Source organism: Roseovarius tibetensis (genome assembly GCF_050896375.1).
GTDB classification, from domain to species: Bacteria; Pseudomonadota; Alphaproteobacteria; order Rhodobacterales; family Rhodobacteraceae; genus Roseovarius; species Roseovarius tibetensis.
On the sequence record NZ_JBPBBB010000003.1, the window covers coordinates 78,141 to 98,135 of the forward strand.

General features: G+C 65.9%; 19 protein-coding genes and 1 tRNA gene. 16 read left to right on the top strand and 4 right to left on the bottom strand.

Going from position 1 to position 19,995, the window contains the following annotated elements; all coding sequences use genetic code 11:
* The first annotated feature begins 45 nt into the window (after positions 1-45).
* From ACROSR_RS03350 to kdsA, 5 genes are all read left to right on the top strand, one after another.
* A complete protein-coding gene (locus tag ACROSR_RS03350; protein WP_432682354.1) occupies positions 46-981 on the top strand; it encodes a hypothetical protein in 936 nt (311 codons plus the stop codon).
* Positions 974-1,861, top strand: a complete 888-nt coding sequence (locus tag ACROSR_RS03355; RefSeq protein ID WP_432682355.1) for a glycosyltransferase — start codon at positions 974-976, stop codon at positions 1,859-1,861. Before ACROSR_RS03350 ends, ACROSR_RS03355 begins: the two co-directional genes overlap by 8 nt.
* A 74-nt stretch (positions 1,862-1,935) precedes the next feature.
* Positions 1,936-2,472, top strand: coding sequence for an isochorismatase family protein (locus ACROSR_RS03360; protein ID WP_432682356.1), 537 nt, complete (start codon positions 1,936-1,938; stop codon positions 2,470-2,472).
* A gap of 89 nt (positions 2,473-2,561) precedes the next feature.
* The gene (locus tag ACROSR_RS03365) at positions 2,562-3,536 is read left to right on the top strand and encodes a KpsF/GutQ family sugar-phosphate isomerase (RefSeq protein WP_432682357.1); all 975 of its coding nucleotides are present in this window, start codon (positions 2,562-2,564) and stop codon (positions 3,534-3,536) included.
* Positions 3,537-3,562: 26 nt separating this feature from the next.
* Positions 3,563-4,387, top strand: coding sequence for a 3-deoxy-8-phosphooctulonate synthase (kdsA, locus tag ACROSR_RS03370; RefSeq protein WP_432682358.1), 825 nt, complete (start codon positions 3,563-3,565; stop codon positions 4,385-4,387).
* A 378-nt stretch (positions 4,388-4,765) separates the two neighbouring features.
* On the opposite strand, the gene rpoH is transcribed toward kdsA, so the two are convergent.
* Both rpoH and ACROSR_RS03380 read right to left on the bottom strand, forming a co-directional pair.
* Positions 4,766-5,662: an RNA polymerase sigma factor RpoH gene (gene rpoH / locus ACROSR_RS03375; protein ID WP_432682359.1), complete on the bottom strand. Its 897-nt coding sequence runs from the start codon at positions 5,660-5,662 to the stop codon at positions 4,766-4,768.
* A 125-nt stretch (positions 5,663-5,787) separates the two neighbouring features.
* Complete coding sequence (locus tag ACROSR_RS03380) at positions 5,788-6,849, bottom strand: RluA family pseudouridine synthase (RefSeq protein WP_432682360.1); 1,062 nt, start codon at positions 6,847-6,849, stop codon at positions 5,788-5,790.
* On the opposite strand from ACROSR_RS03380, the gene ACROSR_RS03385 reads away from it, so the two are divergent.
* Positions 6,848-7,159 carry a DUF6476 family protein gene (locus ACROSR_RS03385; RefSeq protein ID WP_432682361.1) on the top strand — a complete coding sequence of 104 codons (312 nt, stop codon included), beginning with the start codon at positions 6,848-6,850 and terminating at the stop codon, positions 7,157-7,159. The genes ACROSR_RS03380 and ACROSR_RS03385 overlap by 2 nt on opposite strands.
* A gap of 11 nt (positions 7,160-7,170) precedes the next feature.
* On the opposite strand, the gene ACROSR_RS03390 is transcribed toward ACROSR_RS03385, so the two are convergent.
* A tRNA-His gene (locus ACROSR_RS03390) sits at positions 7,171-7,247 on the bottom strand.
* Between the two features lie 136 nt (positions 7,248-7,383).
* Here ACROSR_RS03390 and ACROSR_RS03395 point away from each other — a divergent pair.
* From ACROSR_RS03395 to ACROSR_RS03410, 4 genes are all read left to right on the top strand, one after another.
* A complete protein-coding gene (locus ACROSR_RS03395) occupies positions 7,384-7,572 on the top strand; it encodes a DUF6324 family protein (RefSeq protein ID WP_432682362.1) in 189 nt (62 codons plus the stop codon).
* Between the two features lie 126 nt (positions 7,573-7,698).
* Positions 7,699-8,355, top strand: a complete 657-nt coding sequence (locus tag ACROSR_RS03400) for an ABC transporter ATP-binding protein (RefSeq protein ID WP_432682363.1) — start codon at positions 7,699-7,701, stop codon at positions 8,353-8,355.
* A gap of 8 nt (positions 8,356-8,363) precedes the next feature.
* Positions 8,364-10,763: an FtsX-like permease family protein gene (locus ACROSR_RS03405; RefSeq protein ID WP_432682364.1), complete on the top strand. Its 2,400-nt coding sequence runs from the start codon at positions 8,364-8,366 to the stop codon at positions 10,761-10,763.
* The gene (locus ACROSR_RS03410; RefSeq protein WP_432682365.1) at positions 10,753-11,793 is read left to right on the top strand and encodes a lipocalin-like domain-containing protein; all 1,041 of its coding nucleotides are present in this window, start codon (positions 10,753-10,755) and stop codon (positions 11,791-11,793) included. The genes ACROSR_RS03405 and ACROSR_RS03410 overlap by 11 nt, the downstream gene beginning before the upstream one ends.
* Positions 11,794-11,837: 44 nt before the next feature.
* On the opposite strand, the gene ACROSR_RS03415 is transcribed toward ACROSR_RS03410, so the two are convergent.
* Positions 11,838-13,415: an ABC transporter substrate-binding protein gene (locus tag ACROSR_RS03415; RefSeq protein WP_432682366.1), complete on the bottom strand. Its 1,578-nt coding sequence runs from the start codon at positions 13,413-13,415 to the stop codon at positions 11,838-11,840.
* Positions 13,416-13,658: 243 nt separating this feature from the next.
* Between ACROSR_RS03415 and ACROSR_RS03420 the strand changes: the two genes are divergently transcribed.
* The 6 genes from ACROSR_RS03420 (at position 13,659) to ACROSR_RS03445 (ending at position 19,990) form a co-directional block, all read left to right on the top strand.
* Positions 13,659-14,351 (top strand): M48 family metalloprotease, encoded by a 693-nt coding sequence (locus ACROSR_RS03420; protein ID WP_432682367.1) that lies wholly within the window; start codon positions 13,659-13,661, stop codon positions 14,349-14,351.
* A gap of 118 nt (positions 14,352-14,469) precedes the next feature.
* Entirely contained in the window at positions 14,470-15,786 is a 1,317-nt protein-coding gene (locus tag ACROSR_RS03425) for a glutamine synthetase family protein (RefSeq protein ID WP_432682368.1), read from the top strand.
* Positions 15,787-15,836: 50 nt separating this feature from the next.
* The gene (locus ACROSR_RS03430; RefSeq protein ID WP_432682369.1) at positions 15,837-16,514 is read left to right on the top strand and encodes a type 1 glutamine amidotransferase; all 678 of its coding nucleotides are present in this window, start codon (positions 15,837-15,839) and stop codon (positions 16,512-16,514) included.
* Between the two features lies 1 nt (position 16,515).
* A complete protein-coding gene (locus tag ACROSR_RS03435; RefSeq protein WP_432682370.1) occupies positions 16,516-17,883 on the top strand; it encodes a glutamine synthetase family protein in 1,368 nt (455 codons plus the stop codon).
* A gap of 45 nt (positions 17,884-17,928) precedes the next feature.
* The gene (locus tag ACROSR_RS03440; RefSeq protein WP_432682371.1) at positions 17,929-19,233 is read left to right on the top strand and encodes an NAD(P)/FAD-dependent oxidoreductase; all 1,305 of its coding nucleotides are present in this window, start codon (positions 17,929-17,931) and stop codon (positions 19,231-19,233) included.
* A gap of 139 nt (positions 19,234-19,372) precedes the next feature.
* Complete coding sequence (locus ACROSR_RS03445; protein WP_432682372.1) at positions 19,373-19,990, top strand: TetR/AcrR family transcriptional regulator; 618 nt, start codon at positions 19,373-19,375, stop codon at positions 19,988-19,990.
* The last annotated feature ends 5 nt before the right edge of the window (positions 19,991-19,995 follow it).

Sequence of the window (19,995 nt, forward strand, 5' to 3'; positions counted from 1 at the left end):
TTGCGCCGGGTCTGCCATAGGCAGTCGGACAGCGGTGCAAACCCGGTGACACCCGCCACCCTCAGCCCCGATCCGCCCATGCCCAATCGCCACCTTTCCAATCCCATCGTGACCTCGATCCCGCCGGTCTTTTCGCGCAAGGACGCACAGGGGCAGGAGATCGGGGACGCCTATCTCGCCCGCTGCGTGCAATCGTGGCGCGCCTGTGGTTTCGATCCTGTCACCGTCAATTCGGTCAACGAAACGCTCCACCCGATGATCACAGAGTTGGGCATCGAGGTGGTGCGCGTGCCGCGCGACGCCGCCGCGATCACCGGGCGACCGCATGTCTTTCTCGACGACCTGTTGCAGGCCGCGCGCGATATGTCAGCCGACCGCGTGTTCATCGTCAACGCCGATATAGAGCTTGAAATGGACGCGGCGGCCCGCGACCGTTTGACCGGCCTTGGCCCGATGCAGGCGCTGGCCATGCGCCGCCGCGACCATTCCGGGCAGCGCGAACTGGCCAAACCGACTTATGATTGCGGCATCGACCTGTTTGGCGCAGGGCATCAGGCCCTTGCGGACATACGCTGTGGCAATCTGGTTTTCGGCATGCCGTGGTGGGATCACTACCTGCCAATGATGCTGCTCTGGCGCGGGGCCGAGTTCGTCAGTGGCAAGGGGGTGCGCGTCTGGCATCTCGACCATGACGGGCGCTGGAACAAGCACCAGTATATCGGCGCGGGCCGTGAATTCCTGCACCTTCTGGACCAGACCGAGCCGGCCCTGCGCCGCAATCCGCAGGTCGATCGGCACATCGCCCGGCTGGCCCGCATCCGGCGCGGCCATTACGGTGCCTCGCTACCCCGCCGGATCGAAGCGCGGATGGTGGCGAACCTCATGCCCTTTTCAAGAACTCATATCCGCCGAGTCCTGCGCGAAACCGCCGCCAGCAACATATACATTCTCGACATCATAACGGCATCGCACCATGGCTGAGCCACCGCATCGGCAGGTGCCGCTTGGTGCGGGTGAAGGAAACGCAGTGCAGTTCGACATCATCATCCCGGTCTTCAATGCCGGACCCAAGATCGTCCGGACCATCGACAGCCTGCTTGCGCAGACAGCGCTCGACACTCCAGAAACGGGGCTGCGCTGTATCGTGATGGATGGCGGATCGACCGACGACACGGTATCCCACGTTACCAACATTGACGATTCCCGCATAGAGGTCCACGTCGCACCGGATCGTGGCATGTATGATGCGCTCGCCAAGGGATTACAGCGCGCGGGTGGCGACGTCACCGGTTATCTGGCAGCCGGAGAAACGCTCGATCCGCACGCCTTTGCCGTGACTGCCGAGGTGATGCTTCGCTATCCCCGGATCGCCTGGATCACTGGTCAGGACATCACCCGAAACGCCAACCAACAGATCACGCAATGCCGCCTGCCCCACCCTTTCGTCCGGCGGCTCTTCGACTGCGGCATGTACGGCACCCGACTCCCGGTACTGCAACAGGAAAGCACGCTCTGGCGTAGCGCGTTGAACCGGCATATCGACCTCGAGGAACTTGCGCGGTGCAAGCTCGCCGGAGATTTCTACATCTGGCGGTCGCTGGCCCGACACGAACAGCTTTACGTGATCGACACCCATATCGGGTCCTTCACGGTCGAGGCGGGCCAACTTTCCATGCAGAACCCCGGGGCGCATCGCCGGGAAATCAAGACGCTGCGTCGACGCCCGGCGCTCTGGGAACGGATCTGGGCGCTTTCGCGGCATATCCGGACCGGCCGCGGTCGCGGCCATCCCGGTACGCCGGCCCCGCATCTGGTGCGGTTCGACATGGTCAATAGAACATGGCGCCTGACAAAAGAGTGACCCGCACGCACGAGTACTAGGACGAGTGGTGATTTCGCTTGCCACCGCCTCGCACCACGCGCTAGCGGTTGAGGATGCCCACGCTCTCCCCTTCGACCTCGCACCTGCTGCTGATCGACTTTCAGGCGCGGCTGATGCCGGTGATCCATGACGCTGACGAGATCACGGAGAATGCCCGCAAGTTGCTGCTCGCCGCGCGACGGCTTCAGGTGGCCCGCAGCTTTACCGAGCAGAACCCCGCCAAGCTGGGGCGCACCGTGCCCGCGGTCCTCCCCGAACCGGGCGAGGCCGTGCTTGCCAAGATGACCTTTGACGCCTGCCGCACCGCGTCGGTCACCGACACCTTGTCGGGGGCCACGGATTTTATCGTGCTGGGCTGCGAGGCGCATGTCTGCGTGCTGCAGACGGTGCTGGGGCTGTTGCAGGCCGGGCACCGCGTGCATGTCGTGGCCGATGCCGTCGGCGCGCGCGCACCGCTGAACCGTGACACGGCCCTGACCCGCATGGACCGTGCCGGCGCGCAGATCGTCACCACCGAGATGGTGATCTTCGAATGGCTGGGCACGGCGACCCACCCGCATCTGCGCGAGATCATCAAGCTGATCAAGTGACAGGCCCGATGGTCGCGCATGGGCTGGACCGCGCCGGGTTCTGCGGCTAAGCCGGGCGCATGGTACCAGACCGGAGACCCAGGCAGGACATGACCACGGCGCGCGACCCACAGCATGACAGGACACGCGCGGTGGCGGCCCGCGTGCTGCGCACCGAGGCCAGGGCGATCGCGGTGATGGCCGATGATCCGCCCGAAGGTCTTGCCCGTGCCGTCCGCCTGATGCGCGGCGCAACCGGGCGCATCGTGGTGTCGGGCATGGGCAAGTCGGGGCATATCGCGCGCAAGATCGCGGCGACACTGGCCTCGACCGGCACGCCGGCGCTGTTTCTGCATCCGGCCGAGGCAAGCCACGGCGATCTGGGCATGGTCACCGGCGGCGATGTCTGCGTGCTGCTGTCCAATTCCGGCGAGACCCGCGAGCTGTCGGACCTGATCCAGTATGCCCGACGGTTCGACATCCCGATGATCGCGATCACCCGCGTGGCCGGCAGCACGCTGGCGCGGCAGGCGGATGTGGCCCTGATCCTGCCCGACGCGCCCGAGGCCTGCGCGATCGGCATGGCGCCCACCACCTCGACCACCTGCGCGCTGGCACTGGGGGATGCACTCGCCGTGGCGCTGATGGAGGAGCGCGGTTTTGCCGCCGACGCGTTTCACGTCTTTCATCCGGGGGGCAAGCTCGGGGCGCAGTTCCTGCGGGTGTCTGATATCATGCATACCGGCGACGCGCTGCCCGTGGTGACCCCCGCCACGTCGATGGGCGAGACCCTGATCGAGATGAGCGCAAAGGGCTTCGGCATCGCCGCCGTGACCGAGGCGGACATGCTGCGCGGTGTCATCACCGATGGCGACCTGCGGCGCAATCTCGACGGGCTGATGGGGCGCGACGCGGGCGGGGTCGCGACCCCCGACCCGCTGACCGCCAGCCCCGGCATGCTGGTGTCAGAGGCGCTTGGCGTAATGAACCGCCACAAGATCGGCGCGCTGCTGGTCGTGGATGCGGACGGACGGCTGCGCGGGCTGCTGCATATCCATGACTGCCTGCGGGCAGGCGTCGCCTGACACCGCGAAACAAGGAGGCGCACGACATGACGAGACCCGTTGCCATAGGACCGCTTAAGGTGGCCAATGACGCGCCCTTCGCGCTGATTTCCGGCCCCTGCCAGATGGAAAGCCTCGACCACGCGCGTCGCATCGCCGGCACATTGGCCGAGACCTGCGACAGCTTGGGCATCCCCTTCGTGTTCAAGGCCAGCTATGACAAGGCCAATCGCTCGTCACTGGGCGGCAAGCGCGGCCTCGGGATGACCCAAGGCCTCGCCAACCTCGCGGCGATCCGCGACGAGTTCGGCTGCCCGGTGCTGACCGATGTTCACGAGAGCGACCAATGCGCCCCCGCCGCCGAGGTCTGCGACGTGCTGCAAATCCCAGCCTTTCTCTGCCGGCAGACGGACCTGCTGCTGGCCGCCGGCGCGACGGGCCGCGCGATCAACATCAAGAAGGGCCAGTTTCTCGCCCCGTGGGACATGGCCAATGTCGCGGCAAAGGTCGCCTCGACCGGCAACGAGAACATCCTTCTGTGCGAACGCGGTACAAGCTTTGGCTACAACATGCTGGTCTCGGACATGCGCGCGCTGCCGATCATGGCCGACACCGGCTATCCGGTGATCTTCGACGCCACCCATTCGGTGCAACTTCCCGGTGGCATGGGCGCCTCGTCCGGTGGGCAGCGCGAGTTCGTGCCACCGATGGCGCGCGCGGCATTGGCCGTGGGCTGTGCGGGCCTGTTCATCGAGACGCATGACGACCCCGACAATGCCCCCTCGGACGGGCCGAACATGGTGCCGCTCGGGGACATGCCGGCGCTGCTCGACCGCCTCGTGCGCCTCGACCGGATGATCAAGGCGGGCTGATCGGCGCGGTCCGGCAGACGCGGCGTTCGGCCTTAAGTGGTCGTTGGAGGCCACGGCCCCGGCGCGATACGCGGCGCGGCGCGCCGCAGCGCCATCGCATGTCCGCCCCCCGGACAGGCGATTCGTCGAAGTGGGCGCATCAATCGGGGCGTTTGCGGGGTGGCCGGGATAAAGTGCGCTGAAAATCCGTTGGATCGCCTGCCCGCGGACATGCGCTGTTGCTGCTGCGTCGAAGGTCCGCTCAAGGCCGAACACCGCGTCTGCCGCACCCGGATCAAATCGTCACAATCGGCTCCAGGCCGTCATCTGGCCTTGTCAGCCGCGCGGTGACGCCGCCGGGCAGCGTCAGCCGAAGCAGACGCTGACCAGGGTTCAAACTCACGCCGGCACCTGCATGCCCCGTTCCTGTGCCAAGGCGCGCATCCGCTTTTGCAGCTTTTCGAAGGCACGCACCTCGATCTGGCGGATGCGTTCGCGGCTGACGTCATACTGCGCGCTGAGATCCTCCAGCGTGATGGTCTCCTCGCTCAGCCGCCGTTGCGTCAGCACGTCCTTCTCGCGGTCGTTGAGCACGTCCATCGCCTGCATCAGCAATTCGTGCCGCTGCTGCAATTCGTCCTGCGCCTCGTAGGCCCCGGCCTGATCGGCGTGCTCGTCCTCCAGCCAGTCCTGCCATTGCATCGTGCCCTCGCCCTCGGAACCGACGGAGGCGTTGAGCGAGGCGTCCGACCCGGCCATGCGCTGGTTCATGCTGATGACCTCGGCCTCGGTCACGCCCAGATCATGCGCGATCTGCTTGACCGCGTCGGGGCGCATGTCGCCATCCTCCAGCGCGCCGATGCGGGCCTTGGCCTTGCGCAGATTGAAGAACAGCTTCTTCTGCGCGCTGGTGGTGCCCAGCTTTACCAGGCTCCACGAGCGCAGGATGTATTCCTGAATGCTGGCGCGGATCCACCACATGGCGTAGGTCGACAGCCGGAAACCGCGCTCTGGGTCAAAGCGCTTGACCGCCTGCATCAGACCGACATTCGCCTCAGAGATGACCTCGGCTTGCGGCAGGCCGTAGCCGCGATACCCCATCGCGATCTTCGCCGCGAGGCGCAGGTGGCTGGTGACCATCTTGTGCGCGGCCTCGGTGTCCTGCTCCTCGGCCCAGCGCTTGGCCAGCATGTATTCTTCTTCCGGCTCCAGCAGGGGGAACTTGCGGATCTCCTGCATGTAGCGGTTCAGCCCGCCATCGGGTGTCGGTACGGGCAGGTTTTCGTAATTGGCCATGTCTCTGTCCCTTTCCTCGTCTATCCGGTGTGCCGTGGACGCGACCCGCGCAGCGGGTGCCCACGATCTAGCGTCAATTCTTTAACGCATGAGGTAGCACGTTCCGTCGCAATGTGGTGATTATGTCACAAATTCACGCGATCTTGCACGCCTGTCAGCGGCTCGCCGCGCAAGGCGGCCACCAAGCCGGCCAGATCATCGGGCAGCGCCGCCTCGAAGCGTAGCGCCTGCCCCGTGACCGGATGAACAAATCCGAGGCTCTTGGCATGCAGCGCCTGCCGACCAAAGCCCCGTGCAGCCGTGACTGCCCCCGGTGACAACGCCTTTTGCGACAGTTTGCGCCGCCCGCCATAGACCGGATCGCCGATCAGGGCGTGGCCGGCATGCGCCATGTGCACCCGGATCTGGTGCGTGCGCCCGGTCTGCAACCGGCATTCAAGCAGCGCCGCCGCCGGCGGATGGCCAAAACGTTCGATGACCCGTGCGCGGGTCACCGCGTGCCGGCCGCCCTGGAACGTGACCGCCTGACGCTGCCGATCGGTCTTGTGACGCGCAAGCTGGGTGGTGAGGCACAGGATGGACCCCGGCTCGAACGCGGCACCGCGCACGCCGCGCAGGCGCGGATCACCGGGTTCGGGCACGCCGTGGACCACCGCAAGATAGGCACGTTCGACGCTGTGCGCCTCGAACTGGGCGGCAAGGCCATGATGCGCGGTGTCGGTCTTGGCGACCACCAGCAGGCCGGTGGTGTCCTTGTCGATGCGGTGCACGATGCCGGGCCGGCGCATGCCACCCACCCCCGACAGGGTATCGCCGCAATGATGCAGCAGCGCGTTCACAAGCGTGCCCGCCGGGCTGCCCGGCGCGGGATGCACCACCATGCCGGCGGGCTTGTCGACCACGATCAGGTCGTCATCCTCGAAGACCACGTCGATCGCGATCTCCTCGGCCCCGATATGGCTTGCTTCGGGCGCGGGCACGTCGATCTCGACGAGGTCTCCGGCCACGACGCGCGCCTTGGGGTCGCATGTCGTCGTTCCACCCACGCGCACGGCGCCCTCTGCCAGCAGCCTGGCCAGCCGCGTGCGCGACAGTGCCGCGGCCTCTGGCACATCGCGCGCAAGCGCCTTATCAAGGCGCAATGGCGGATCGTCCCCGATCCGGAATGAAAGCGGCGCGTGCCCCATGGATGATAGCCCCCCGCCGGTCAGCCCGGCGACCCTGAAGTTCCTTGCGCGGCTGGTCACGGTGCTGACCGCCACGATGATCGTCGGTGTTCTAGTGATCGTCGGGTTGCTTGTCACGCGCTTGCAGCAGGCCGATACGGCGGCCCCTGCCCTGCCCGCCAGGATCACCCTGCCAGAGGGGGCCACGGCACGCGCCGTCACATGGGGCGACGACTGGTACGCGGTGGTGACGACCGACGACCGCATCCTGATCTTCGACCGCGCCTCGGGCGAACTGCGCCAGACCGTTCAGGTCGACACCGATACCTGAGATATTGATGATGGTACCGCCTCCCTGGCTTGAACAGGGGACCTCTGGATCCACAATCCAGCGCTCTGACCAACTGAGCTAAGGCGGCACTGGCGGCGATCTACCGATCCCCACGTGCGATTGCAAGCCTCTTGATCCCGCACGGGCACGTTTTCTCGGGCGGCGTCCCGCTTGCCAAGCGCTGCCCGAGCCGCTACCCCGCGAAAGCTACCATGGAGGGCGCAATGGGCATCAATTCCGAAAGCGATATCGAGGCCAACCTGCAGATCGGCCCCACCGATCAGGGCATGGTGCGGCTGTATGTCGAGGCACGGGGGGTAGAAATCCCGATGGACTTCACCCCCGACGAGGCCCGCGACATCGCCGCCGAGATCGAGGCGGCCGCCAAGTCGGCATCGGCGCGCAAATCCTGACACCGCCCCCGCGCGCCCGTCACAGGCCCCGGCCCTCGCACGAAAGATCCGCGTGATCCATGCGGCACGGCACCTTTCCATCGCCCTCGGACGCGATATGTCCACGGTGAGGCAAGGGAGACGCGCATGCTGCTAGAGATCACCGATCTGACCAAATCCTATGCCGGTCCGGAGGGACGGATCGAGGTGTTGCGCGGCATTGATCTGTCGCTCGACGCGGGTCGCACGCTCGCGCTCACCGGCGAATCGGGATCGGGCAAAAGTACGCTGCTGCATCTGGTGGCCGGGCTCGATCAGGCGGCGTCCGGGCGCATCGTCATCGACGGGACCGACATCACCGACCTCGACGATCGCGGACGCGCAGCCTTGCGCCGCGACACGGTCAGTATCGTCTTCCAGCAGTTCAACCTGATCCCGTCGCTCGACGTGGCGGCGAATATCGCGTTTCAGGCCCGTCTAGCCGACAGGCACGATCCGGCCCGCGCGCAGGCATTGGCCCGCGCCCTCGGGTTGACCGACCAGCTTGCCAAATATCCCGAGGATCTGTCGGGCGGCCAGCAACAGCGCGTGGCGATCGCCCGCACGCTGGCCGCCCGGCCCCGACTGGTGCTCGCCGACGAGCCGACCGGCAATCTCGACGAGGCGACGGCGGCCAATGTGCTCGACCAGATGCTGGCGCTGGTGGCCGAGACGGGCGCGGCCCTGATGATGGCCACGCATTCGCCCACCCTCGCCGCACGGCTGGACACGCGCGTGCATCTCAGCCTGGGTCGGTTGGCATGACCCGCGGCATGACTCGCGCCGGGCTTGGCGCGCTGTGGTCGTTCTGGCGGCGCAACCCGCTGCAGCTATTCACGCTGGTGGCGGGGCTGGCGCTGGCCACGTCGCTGTGGTCCGGGGTGCAGGCCCTCAACGCCGAGGCGCGTGCCAGCTATGACGCCGCGGCATCGGTGCTGGGCGAAGGCCGCTACGACCAGATCGTGCCGCGCGCCGGCGACACCATCGCGCAAGACAGCTACCTGGCGCTGCGCCGGGCCGGCTGGCAGATCGGCCCGGTGCTGGAAGGTCGGTTCGACGCGGGCGAGACACGGGTGCGGCTGGTCGGGATTGACCCGCTGACAGCGCCTGCCGGGCTGGGGCCGGTGTCGCAGGCCGGCGACACACCGCTGCAATCCGTGCTGGCCGAAGGTGTGATTTTCGCGCATCCCGGAGTAGCCGAAGCGCTGCGCGAATCCCTGTCACAGCGCATCGTCGCCGACGCCGCCCTGCCGCCCGATACCGCGATCACCGATATCGGCGTGGCGCAGCGTGTGCTGGATCGACCCGGCGAGATCAGCCGCCTGATCGTCGCCGAGCGTCAGCCGATGAAACGCCCGTCGCTGGAGGAGGTCACGCCCGACCTTGTGCTGCAACCCTCGCAGCAGACCGCGGATATCGCCCAGCTGACCGACAGTTTCCATCTGAACCTGACGGCTTTCGGGTTGCTCAGCTTTGCCGTGGGGATCTTCATGGTTCATGGCGCCATCGGGCTGGCATTCGAGCAGCGCCGCGGCATGGTGCGCACGCTGCGCACATTGGGGATGCCGCTGCGGCGCCTGGTGGCGCTGATGGTGCTGGAACTGCTGGTACTGTCACTCGTCGCGGGCGGTATCGGCGTGATGCTGGGCTACCTGCTCGCCGCAACCCTGCTGCCCGACGTGGCCGCCACGCTGGAAGGGTTGTACGGCGCGCAGGTATCCGGCGCGCTGTCGCTGCAGCCCGCGTGGTGGCTTTCGGGGCTGGCCATCGCGCTGCTCGGAACGGCACTTGCGGCAACTGGCGCGATCTGGCGGATCGCCCGCATGCCGGTACTGGCCAGTGGCAAGGCCCAGGCCTGGGCCGTGGCATCGCCCCGGCTGCGCGCCGTACAGGTGGCGGGCGTCTGCGTGCTACTGCTTGCCGCGCTGGCGCTGGTGACGGTGGGCGACGGGCTGATCGCGGGGTTCGCCGGGCTGGCCTGCCTGCTTCTGGGGGCGGCGCTGGCGCTGCCGCTGCTGCTTGACGCGATGCTGACGGTGGCACAACGGCGCGCCCGCGGCGTCCGCGCGCATTGGTTCTGGGCCGACACCCGCCAGCAACTGCCCGGCCTGCGGCTGGCCCTGATGGCGCTGCTGCTGGCGATGGCGGCGAATGTCGGCGTCTCGACGATGGTCTCCAGCTTTCGGTTGACCTTTGTCGGGTTTCTCGACCAGCGCCTCACGGCCGAGCTTTACGTCAGCGTCGACACCGCCGAGCAGGCCGCGCAGCTTCGCGACTTTGTCGCACCGCGCACGGACGCGACTCTGCCGCTTCTGTCTGTCGATACGCGGCTCGCCGATCAGCCCACCGAACTGTTCGGGGCGCGGGTCGGGCCCAGCTATGCCGACAACTGGACCTTCATCGCGCGCGATGGACCCGTCTGGGACCGCGTGGCACGGGGCGAGGCTGTGATCATCAACGAGCAGCTCGCGCGCCGTGCCGATCTCTGGCCCGGGGACACTCTGCGGATCACGCCCGATGTCACCCTGCCCATCGCCGGCGTCGCGGGCGATTACGGCAACACACGAGGGCAGGCGATCATCGGCGAGGCGCTGTTTCGAGAGTTGCACCCGTCGATCGCGGCGACGCGGTTCGGGCTGCGCACCGATGACGCCGCCGGTTTGCAAACCGCCCTGATCGACGATTTCGGGCTCGATCCCGGCCAGATCATCGACCAGGCCGGGATCAAGCGCTTCTCGCTTGACGTGTTCGAACGGACCTTCACCGTGACCGGCGCGCTCAACATCCTGACGCTGGCCGTGGCCGGCTTCGCCATATTGATGAGTCTTCTGACGCTGGCGGGAATGCGCGTGCCGCAGTTGGCGCCGGCATGGGCGCTTGGCGTCACGCGGGCCGAGCTGGGGCGTCTGGAACTGCTGCGCGCGGTGATCCTTGCCGCGCTGACGCTGCTGGTGGCGCTGCCGCTAGGGCTGGCACTGGCATGGATGCTGCTTGCCGTCATCAACGTCGAGGCGTTTGGCTGGCGCCTGCCGATGTACCTCTTTCCGCTCGACTACGTGCGGCTGGCCGCCTTTGCCCTTCTGGCGGCGCTTCTGGCCGCGCTCTGGCCCGCGCGGCGGCTGGCGCGCACCCCCGCCGCGCATCTGCTCAAGGTGTTTGCCAATGCGAATTGAACCGATCCTCGCCTGCCTGCTGCTCTCCGCCCCACTGAACGCCCAAGGTTTTGCCGGCATGGGCACCGATGCCGAGGGCTTTTCGACCCCCCAACCCGAACCCGATTTCGACTTTCCCGCCGATCACGGGCCCCATCCCGATTACCGGATCGAATGGTGGTACCTGACCGCAAATCTCGACGGGCCGAACGGCACGGAATACGGGCTGCAATGGACGCTTTTTCGCTCGGCCCTGGCACCGGGCGAGGCGGCAGGCTGGCAAAGCCCGCAAGTCTGGTTCGCCCATGCCGCCGTCACCACGCCCGACCGCCATTTCAGCACGGAACGCTTCGCGCGCGGCGGCATCGGGCAGGCCGGCGTGATCGCGGACCCGTTCGAGGCGTGGATCGACGACTGGCACATGCAGGGCGACAGCCTTGGCAATCTGAGCCTCACCGCCACGGCCCCCGATTTCAGCTACGACATGACGTTGCAGGCGCAGGGTCCCCTCGTCTTTCACGGACAGAACGGTTTTTCGGTGAAATCGCCGCAGGGTCAGGCAAGCTACTACTACTCGCAGCCCTTCTACGAGATTTCCGGCACGCTCGACCTGCCCGAGGGCGCGGTCGAGGTCACGGGCTCGGCGTGGCTGGACCGTGAATGGTCGTCGCAGCCGTTGTCAGAGAATCAGACGGGCTGGGACTGGTTCTCGCTCACGTTTCAAACGGGTGAGAAAATGATGGGGTTCCGGCTGCGCGAGGATGGTGGCGATCCGTTCACCGCGGGCACTTGGATCACACCCGATGGGCAGACCACGGCGCTGGACGATGGCGCGCTGCGGGCCAGCCCTATTGAGACTACGGCGGTGGCGGGCCGGGACGTGCCGACCGCGTGGCGGCTCACCCTGCCTGCCCGTGATCTCGACATAGAGGTCAGGGCGCTGAACGGTGAGGCATGGATGGATACATCCGTGCCCTACTGGGAGGGCCCTGTGCACGTGTCAGGCAGCCATTCCGGGCGCGGGTATTTAGAGATGACCGGCTACGACTGAGCCCGGCCGCGCCCATCGGCGCGGCCGGGCCAAGGATCAGCGGATCAGGCGAACCACCAGCGGTGATAGCCGCGCGCGCCGTCCAGTTCCCACACCGCCGCGATCTGGTCGTCATGCATGACATTGTCACGCCGTGCCGAGGTGCGGTTGCGGAAGAACGGCACGATGGTGCCGCCATCGTCGCGGCAAAGCGATTGCATCTCGGCATACATCTCGGCGCGCAGTTCCTCGTTCAGCTCGGACTTGGCCTTGAGCAGCAGTTCATTGAACCGTTCGTTCTGCCAATGGCTCTCGTTCCAGTCAGCGCCCGCCTTGTAGGCCAGCGAGAACATCACGTCCGGCGTCGGCCGGGCAGTCCACGACACCACGCAGAACGGCTTTTTCAGCCAGACATTCGTCCAGTACCCATCCGCGGGCTCTTGCTTGACCTTTATGTCCAGACCCGCCGGACGGGCCTGTTCGGCAAACAGCGAACACATGTTCGTCGCCCCCGACAACAGCGAGTCCGTGACCGAGATCTCGACCGACAACTGGTCATGCCCGGCCTTCTTGAGGTGATAGCGCGCCTTGTCGAGGTCCTGTTCCCGCTGCGGCAGATCGGCGTGATAGGGCATGGTCGGCGCGATCGGATGATCGTTGGCGATGGTGCCGCGCCCGAACAGGATCTTGTCGACGATTTCATTGCGGTCGATGGCGTGTTTCAGGGCAAGCCGCACGTTGACGTCGTCGAAGGGGGCAACGTCGCAGAACATAGGCATGGTGATATGCGTGCCCGACGGCACATCATCGAGGATCACGCCGGGCGCGCGTGCCAGCATGTCGGCGGTCTTGAGATCGATGTCGGTCACCGCATCCACTTCGCCGGTGACGATCGCCGTCTGCCGCGCGTTCGCGTCGTTGAGCACCGTCATGTCGATGGCGTCGAACCACGCCTCGCGGTCGGCGCGGTGCCAGCCGTCGTGACGCTCGAACTTGGCGCGGATGCCGGCCTCGAACTCTGTCACGCGGTAGGGCCCGCAGCCCACGCCGTCGCGCCATTCGATCCCGCCGTCATCGGTCGCGGGCTGGATCACGAGGTGATAATCCGACATCAGATGCGGAAGGTCCGCATTGCCGCCCGACAAGGTGACGATCACCGCGTGATCGCCATCGCTGCGAATATCGGTGATATCTGACAGCAGTTCGGCGACCGCCGAGGTGCTCTGCTCGCCACGGTGATAGTTGAGCGACGCCACCACGTCGCGCGCCGTCACCGCACGCCCGTCATGGAACGTGGCGTCGCGCGTCAGCTCGAACCGCCATTCGCTGGCGTCGTCGCGCGTCGCCTGCCAGTCGATGGCAAGATCGGGGCCAAGCCTGTCCTCCTTGGTGATCTCTGTCAGGTAGGCGCGGCACACATGGCTGCTGTGGATCATCAGGATACTGGCGGTGGTGGCCGGGTCCCAGCTGTCGGTGGTGTTGCCGTCATGCACGCCGACGCGGAACGTGCCGCCGCGCTTGGGCTCGGCCCGGGCCGGGCTCGGGTCGAGGCCGATCAGCCCGAAGGCAAGCCCGGTGGCCCCGGCGCTTTTCAACACGCCCCGGCGGCTGAGCGTCCCGCTGGAATATCTGCGATTGGTCATTTGTCATCCTCTCTGTCTGGCTGGTGGCGCAGGTAGGTCCATGCACGTCCGTGTCACGCCAGACTGACACGAAATCCTCCCTTTTTGTTGCACATGATCCACAATCCGGGCAACATGTTGCAAACGGTAAACAGATCGCGGGCGCGTGCGGCAGTGACCGATGCATCAAGCGCCGTGCGGACCGGGTCACGCCACCGCCCTGCCCGCCTTGCCATATCTGGCCCGCCGCACCATATCTCCTGCATGATAAAGCTCACGCCCATCCTGCTCGCCATTCTTTACGCGATCGGCATGTATCGCTTTTCGGTCTGGCGCACGAAGCGCACGCTGGATGCGCAATCGACAGAGCTTGCCGATCCCATGCTCAAGCACATGACGGACCGGCTGGCGCGCGCGCTGGACCTCGCGCGAGTGCGCGTGTTCATATACGAGATCGATCCGGTCAACGGTCTGGCCGCGCCGGACGGACGCATCTTCATCACCCGCGGCTTCTACCGCAAGTTCCAGACCGGCGAGGTGACGGCCGACGAAATGGCGTCGGTCATCGCCCATGAATTGGGACACGTGGCGTTGGGACATACCCGGCGCCGGATGATCGACTTTTCCGGCCAGAACGCATTGCGCACCGCGCTTGCCATGATCCTGTCGCGCTTTCTGCCCGGTGTGGGCGTCTGGATCGCCAATGCCCTTGCAAGCCTGCTGGCCGCCCGTCTGTCCCGCGGGGACGAGTACGAGGCCGACGCCTATGCCGCCGCCCTGCTGACCAAGTCGGGCATCGGCACCGAACCGCAAAAGTCGTTGTTCACCAAGCTTGAGGCGCTGACATCGGGCGCGGGCGGCGCGATGCCCGCATGGCTTCTGAGCCACCCCAAGACGGCCGATCGCATCGCCGCCATCGAAAAGCTTGAAAACCGCTGGCAGACCCGCCTGACCTGACGATGGCCTGCCCGGTCCTCTGCCGCGCTGCATTGCTGCGCTTTTTGATCAAATCGCCTTGGCAAAGCCCCCGCCGCCGCGATAGGTTGCCGGAAATTCCCGGTTGGACACATTCCCGATGGACCTCACACAGTTCCAGACTTTCCGCGTGGCCGCATGCGATCTCAACGGGCGGATGCGCGGTAAGCGTCTGCCCGCAAGCCAAGCGGACAAGCTCGAGGGCGGCGCGCTGCGCATGCCGCTAAGCTCTTTGAATCTCGACATTTTCGGGGCGGATATCGAGAATTCGCCACTGGTGTTCGAGACCGGCGACATCGACGGGCGGCTTTTTCCGTCCGACCGTGGCGCGGTGCCGCTGCCATGGCTGGACATGCCGCAGGCACTGGTCCCGATGGTGATGCATACAGAAGACGGCGCGCCCTTTTCCGGTGACCCGCGCCACGCGCTCTCGGCGGTGCTCGACCGCTACGAGGCCCGCGGATGGGAGGTGTTCGCGGCCACGGAGCTTGAATTCACGCTGGTCGATCCATCCGGAAAATCCTTGAAAACAGTACGCGACCCCAGGTCCGGGCGCCGCATGAAGGCCCCCGGCATCCTGTCATTGGGGCAGATGGATGCCTTCGACGCCTTTCTGTCGGCGCTTTATTCCGCCGGGGCAGAGATGGGCATCCCCGTCGAGACCGCGATCAGCGAGGCCGGGATCGGTCAGTTCGAACTGACGCTGCACCACCAGTCCGCCCTGCGCGCCGCCGACGATACGTGGCTGTTCAAGACGATGATCACCGGACTCGCCCGCCGGCACGGCTATGTCGCCACCTTCATGGCCAAACCGTTTGCCGAGGATACCGGCAACGGCATGCACATGCATTTCTCGGTCCTGGACAAGGCGGGGCGCAACGTGTTCGACGACGGCACCGAGACCGGCACCGACACCCTGCGCAGCGCGGTTGCGGGATGCCTTGCCGCCATGCCGCCCTCGACCCTGATTTTTGCCCCGCACGCAAATAGTTACGCGCGACTTGTGCCCGGCGCGCACGCCCCCACGGGGGCCGGCTGGGGCTATGAGAACCGCACGACGGCGATCCGCATTCCCGGCGGCCCCAATGCCGCCCGACGCATCGAACACCGCGTCGCGGGGGGCGATATCAACCCGTACCTGACCTTCGCGGCGATCCTTGGCGCGGCGATCACCGGCGTGGAGGAAGCGATGACCCCTCCCGCACCGATCACCGGCAATGCCTACGAGGCGGATCTGCCGCAACTGGCCGGCGATTGGGGCGCCGCGATCGACCTGTTCGATACCGATCCGCTGATCGGCAGGATCTTTCCGTCGGACCTTGTCCGCAACCTTGTCATGACCAAGCGTCAGGAACACGCCCACATGAGCGCGATCGCCGCATCGGACCATTGGAAAACATACCTTGAAACGGTCTGAGCCTTGACGCGCAACGAACTGAAAGAACTTGATAAACTGATGAGTGTCTCATGAAGATCGGCATCCTTATGACCGGCCATGCCCCCGACATCGTCCGGCCAGATCTGGGCGATTACGACGCCATGATGGCGCGGATGCTCGACGGGTACGGGTTCGACTTCGACGCCTACGCCGTCGTCGACGGAGAGTTCCCCGACGGGCCGGACGCAGCCGATGGCTGGCTGATAACCGGATCAAAACACGGCGCCTACGAGGATCACCCATGGATTCCGCCGCTCGAGACCCTGATCCGCGACATCAAGGCCGCGGGCCGTCCCATGGTGGGGATCTGTTTCGGGCATCAGATCATCGCCCAGGCCCTTGGCGGCAAGGTGATCAAACACCCCGATGGTTGGCGTGTGGGGGCCACGGAATACGACATCGACGGCGACGCCTTCACCCTCAACGCCTGGCATCAGGACCAAGTGATCGAGGCGCCCGAGGGCGCGGACATCATCGGCCACGCCGACGGGTGCAAGATCGCGGCACTGCGTTATGGTCGGAATGTCTTCACCGTGCAGCCGCATCCCGAATTCGACACCGCGATGATGAACGCGCTGATCGAGCACCGCGCGCCCGGCGTGGTGCCGGACCCGCTGCGCGATCAGGCCCGCAACCGGCTGGACACCCCGCGCGACGACAGCGCCATGGCCGGTCGTATCGCGGACATATTCAGGAAAGGTGCCTGACATGAGCAATCTGCGCGAGTTCACCAAGACATTGCCGCTGGCGGCCCAGACCTATCTGGAAAATCGCCGCCTGGACGAGGTCGAATGCATCATCGCCGACCTTCCCGGCATCGCGCGCGGCAAGGCCGTCCCGGCCTCCAAGTTCGCGCGGCAGGAATACTTTCACTTGCCCGACTCGATCTTCTACCAGACCATCACCGGCGACTGGGGCGAGGCCGCGGGCGCGGACGGGTTCATTGAAAAGGACATGATCCTGCGCCCGGACATGTCCACCGCCACCGCAGCGCCCTGGACCGGGGACTGGACCTTGCAGGTCATTCACGACGCGTTCGACCGCACCGGGGCCCCGATCCCGTTCAGCCCCCGCAACGTGTTGCGACGGGTGGTCGACATGTATCACAAACGCGGCATGAAACCGGTCGTCGCGCCGGAAATGGAATTTTTCCTCGTCGCGCGAAATCTTGATCCGGCACACGAGATCAAGCCGATGATGGGGCGCTCGGGCCGTCCGGCGGCCGCGCGCCAGGCCTATTCGATGACCGCCGTGGACGAGTTCGGTCCCGTGATCGACGACATCTACGATTTCGCCGAGGCGCAGGGATTCGAGATCGACGGCATCACCCAGGAAGGCGGCGCCGGGCAGCTGGAGATCAACCTGCGCCACGGCGATCCGATCAAGCTGGCCGACGAGGTGTTCTATTTCAAGCGACTGATCCGCGAGGCCGCGCTGCGTCACGACTGCTTTGCCACCTTCATGGCCAAGCCGATCGCGGACGAGCCGGGCAGCGCGATGCATATCCACCATTCATTTCTGGACAGCGAGACCGGACGCAACCTGTTTGCCGGACCGCAAGGCGGCGAGACCGACGCGTTCTTCCACTTCATCGGCGGGTTGCAGAAACACCTGCCCTCGGCGATCGCGATCCTTGCCCCGTACGTCAATTCCTATCGCCGCTACGTCAAGGATCACGCTGCCCCCATCAACCTCGCCTGGGGCCGCGACAATCGCACCACCGGCATCCGCGTGCCGCTGTCGGGCCCCGACGCGCGCCGGGTCGAGAACCGGATGGCCGGCATGGATTGCAACCCGTATCTGTGCATCGCGGCCAGCCTTGCCTGCGGGCTTCTGGGCATCATCAACGAGGAGTGGCCCGACAAGCAGTTCAAGGGCGACGCCTATGCCGGGGATGCGGACATCCCCAACGTGATGGGTGATGCGCTTAACCTTTTCGAGAATGCGACAGCGCTGCATGACATTCTCGGTACCGAATTCTGCCGGGTCTACAGCATCGTGAAGCGCAGCGAATACGAAGAGTTCCTGCAGGTCATCAGCCCGTGGGAACGTGAGCACCTGCTGATGAATGTCTGAGGATGCGGGACCGTCGGAGTCGAGTATTTTCAGAAAGGTGAAACCATGAACCTTCTCTATGCCAATGACCGGTCCGGCGAATATCCCGACAGTTGGTATGCCGCGACCGCAACGCCGCTGGACCGGTTCGCGCCCCTTCAGGGCGAGACGCGCGCAGATGTCTGCGTCGTGGGGGCCGGGTACACGGGCCTGTCTGCCGCGCTGCACCTGGCCGAGGCCGGGCTGGACGTGGTGCTGCTGGAGGCACAGCGCGTGGGCTTCGGGGCCTCGGGGCGCAATGGCGGACAGTTGGGCAGCGGGCAGCGGATGGAACAGACCGCGCTGGAACGGCTTGTCGGGGACGCGGATGCCGGCAAGCTGTGGGATCTTGCCGAGGACGCGAAAGACCTCGTCAAATCCCTGATCGCAAAGCATGACATCGACTGTCACCTGAAGCCGGGTGTGGCACATGCGTGTTTCTCGCGACGCGAGGCGGCGTCGGAGCATGCCTATGCGGATCATCTGGCCGAGCGCTATGGCTACACGCAAATCGAGACGCTGGATCGCGAGGCGATGCAGGCGCTTTGCCCGTCGCCCGCCTACAAGGGCGGGACACTGGACATGGGCGCCGGACACCTGCACCCGCTTGCCTATGCGTTCGGGCTTGCGCGCGCGGCACGTCGCGCGGGCGTGCGCATCCACGAGCGCACGCGTGTGCGTTCCGTGACGCACGGTTCCCCAACGCGCGTCACGACAGAGGCCGGGAGCGTCTGCGCCGATCACGTCATTCTGGCGTGCAACGGGTACATGGGGGACCTAGACAGTCGCGTGGCCGCGCGCGTCATGCCGATCAACAATTTCGTCGCTGCGACAGAGCCACTGGGCGCGGAGGCCGCACGCGTGCTGACCCGTGACGTGGCCGTCGCCGACAGCAAGTTCGTGATCAACTATTTCCGTCTGAGCCATGACGGGCGCCTGCTGTTCGGCGGTGGCGAAAGCTACGGGTACACGTTCCCGCGCGATATCGCGGCGGTCGTGCGCAAGCCCATGCTGGAGATTTTTCCGCATCTTGCCGAGACGCGGATCGACCATGCATGGGGAGGAACGCTGGCCATCACCATGAAACGGATGCCGTATCTTGCGCGCCTTGCGCCCAACGTCGTATCGGCCTCGGGCTATTCCGGCCACGGCGTGGGAACGGCGACCCATGCAGGAAAATTGATGGCCGAGGCGGTGCGGGGCGAGGCCGACGGGTTCGAGACGCTGTCACGTGTACCCGCGCCCGCTTTTCCCGGCGGCCCCGCGCTGCGCACACCGCTTTTGGTGCTTGCAATGACGTGGTTTTCCCTGCGCGACCGGCTGGGTATCTGAAACGCCGAAACCGGGGTCTGCCACGACACCGGGGCGGTCTGCGATCCCGTTGCATCACCCGCCGACGGCATTCGGCCCGGCGCAGGCTTGCAGAGCGTCATACGGGCCGACTAGGCTTGAACGAATGGGAAGGGATCGCATGTCGGCATCCGATGCGGAAATCAAGAAAGGGCGAAAGTTCGACCAGGTCCTGCAGGGGGCGCGGCATGTCTTCATGCGGGACGGTTTCGAAGGCGCCAGCGTCGACGAGATCGCCCGCGAGGCGCAGGTCTCCAAGGCGACGCTTTACAGTTACTTTCCGGACAAGCGCCTGCTGTTCTCGGAAGTGGCGCGGATCGAATGCAACCGCCAGGCCGAGGAGGCCGTCGAGGTCATCGGCACCAGCGCGCCGATCGAACAGGTCCTGCACGAGGCCGCCAGCCGCATCGTGCGATTTTTCCTGTCGGATTTCGGCCTGCAGGTCTATCGCATCTGCGTGGCCGAATCGCATCGTTTTCCGGAACTGGGCACACGCTTCTACGCGTCGGGTCCGGCCCTGTTGCGCGAACGCATGCGGACGGTTCTGGCCCCCTACGTGGCATCGGGTATCCTGAAGATCGACGACATGGGGCTTGCCGCCGATCAGTTCGGTGACCTGTGCAAGGGCGATCTTTTCCTGCGTGCGCTTTGCGGTTTTCAGGACAGACCGTCACAGGCCGACATCGACCGCGTCGTCACCGGCGCGGTCGAGATGTTTCTGGCCCGTTACGCCGCCTGACGACC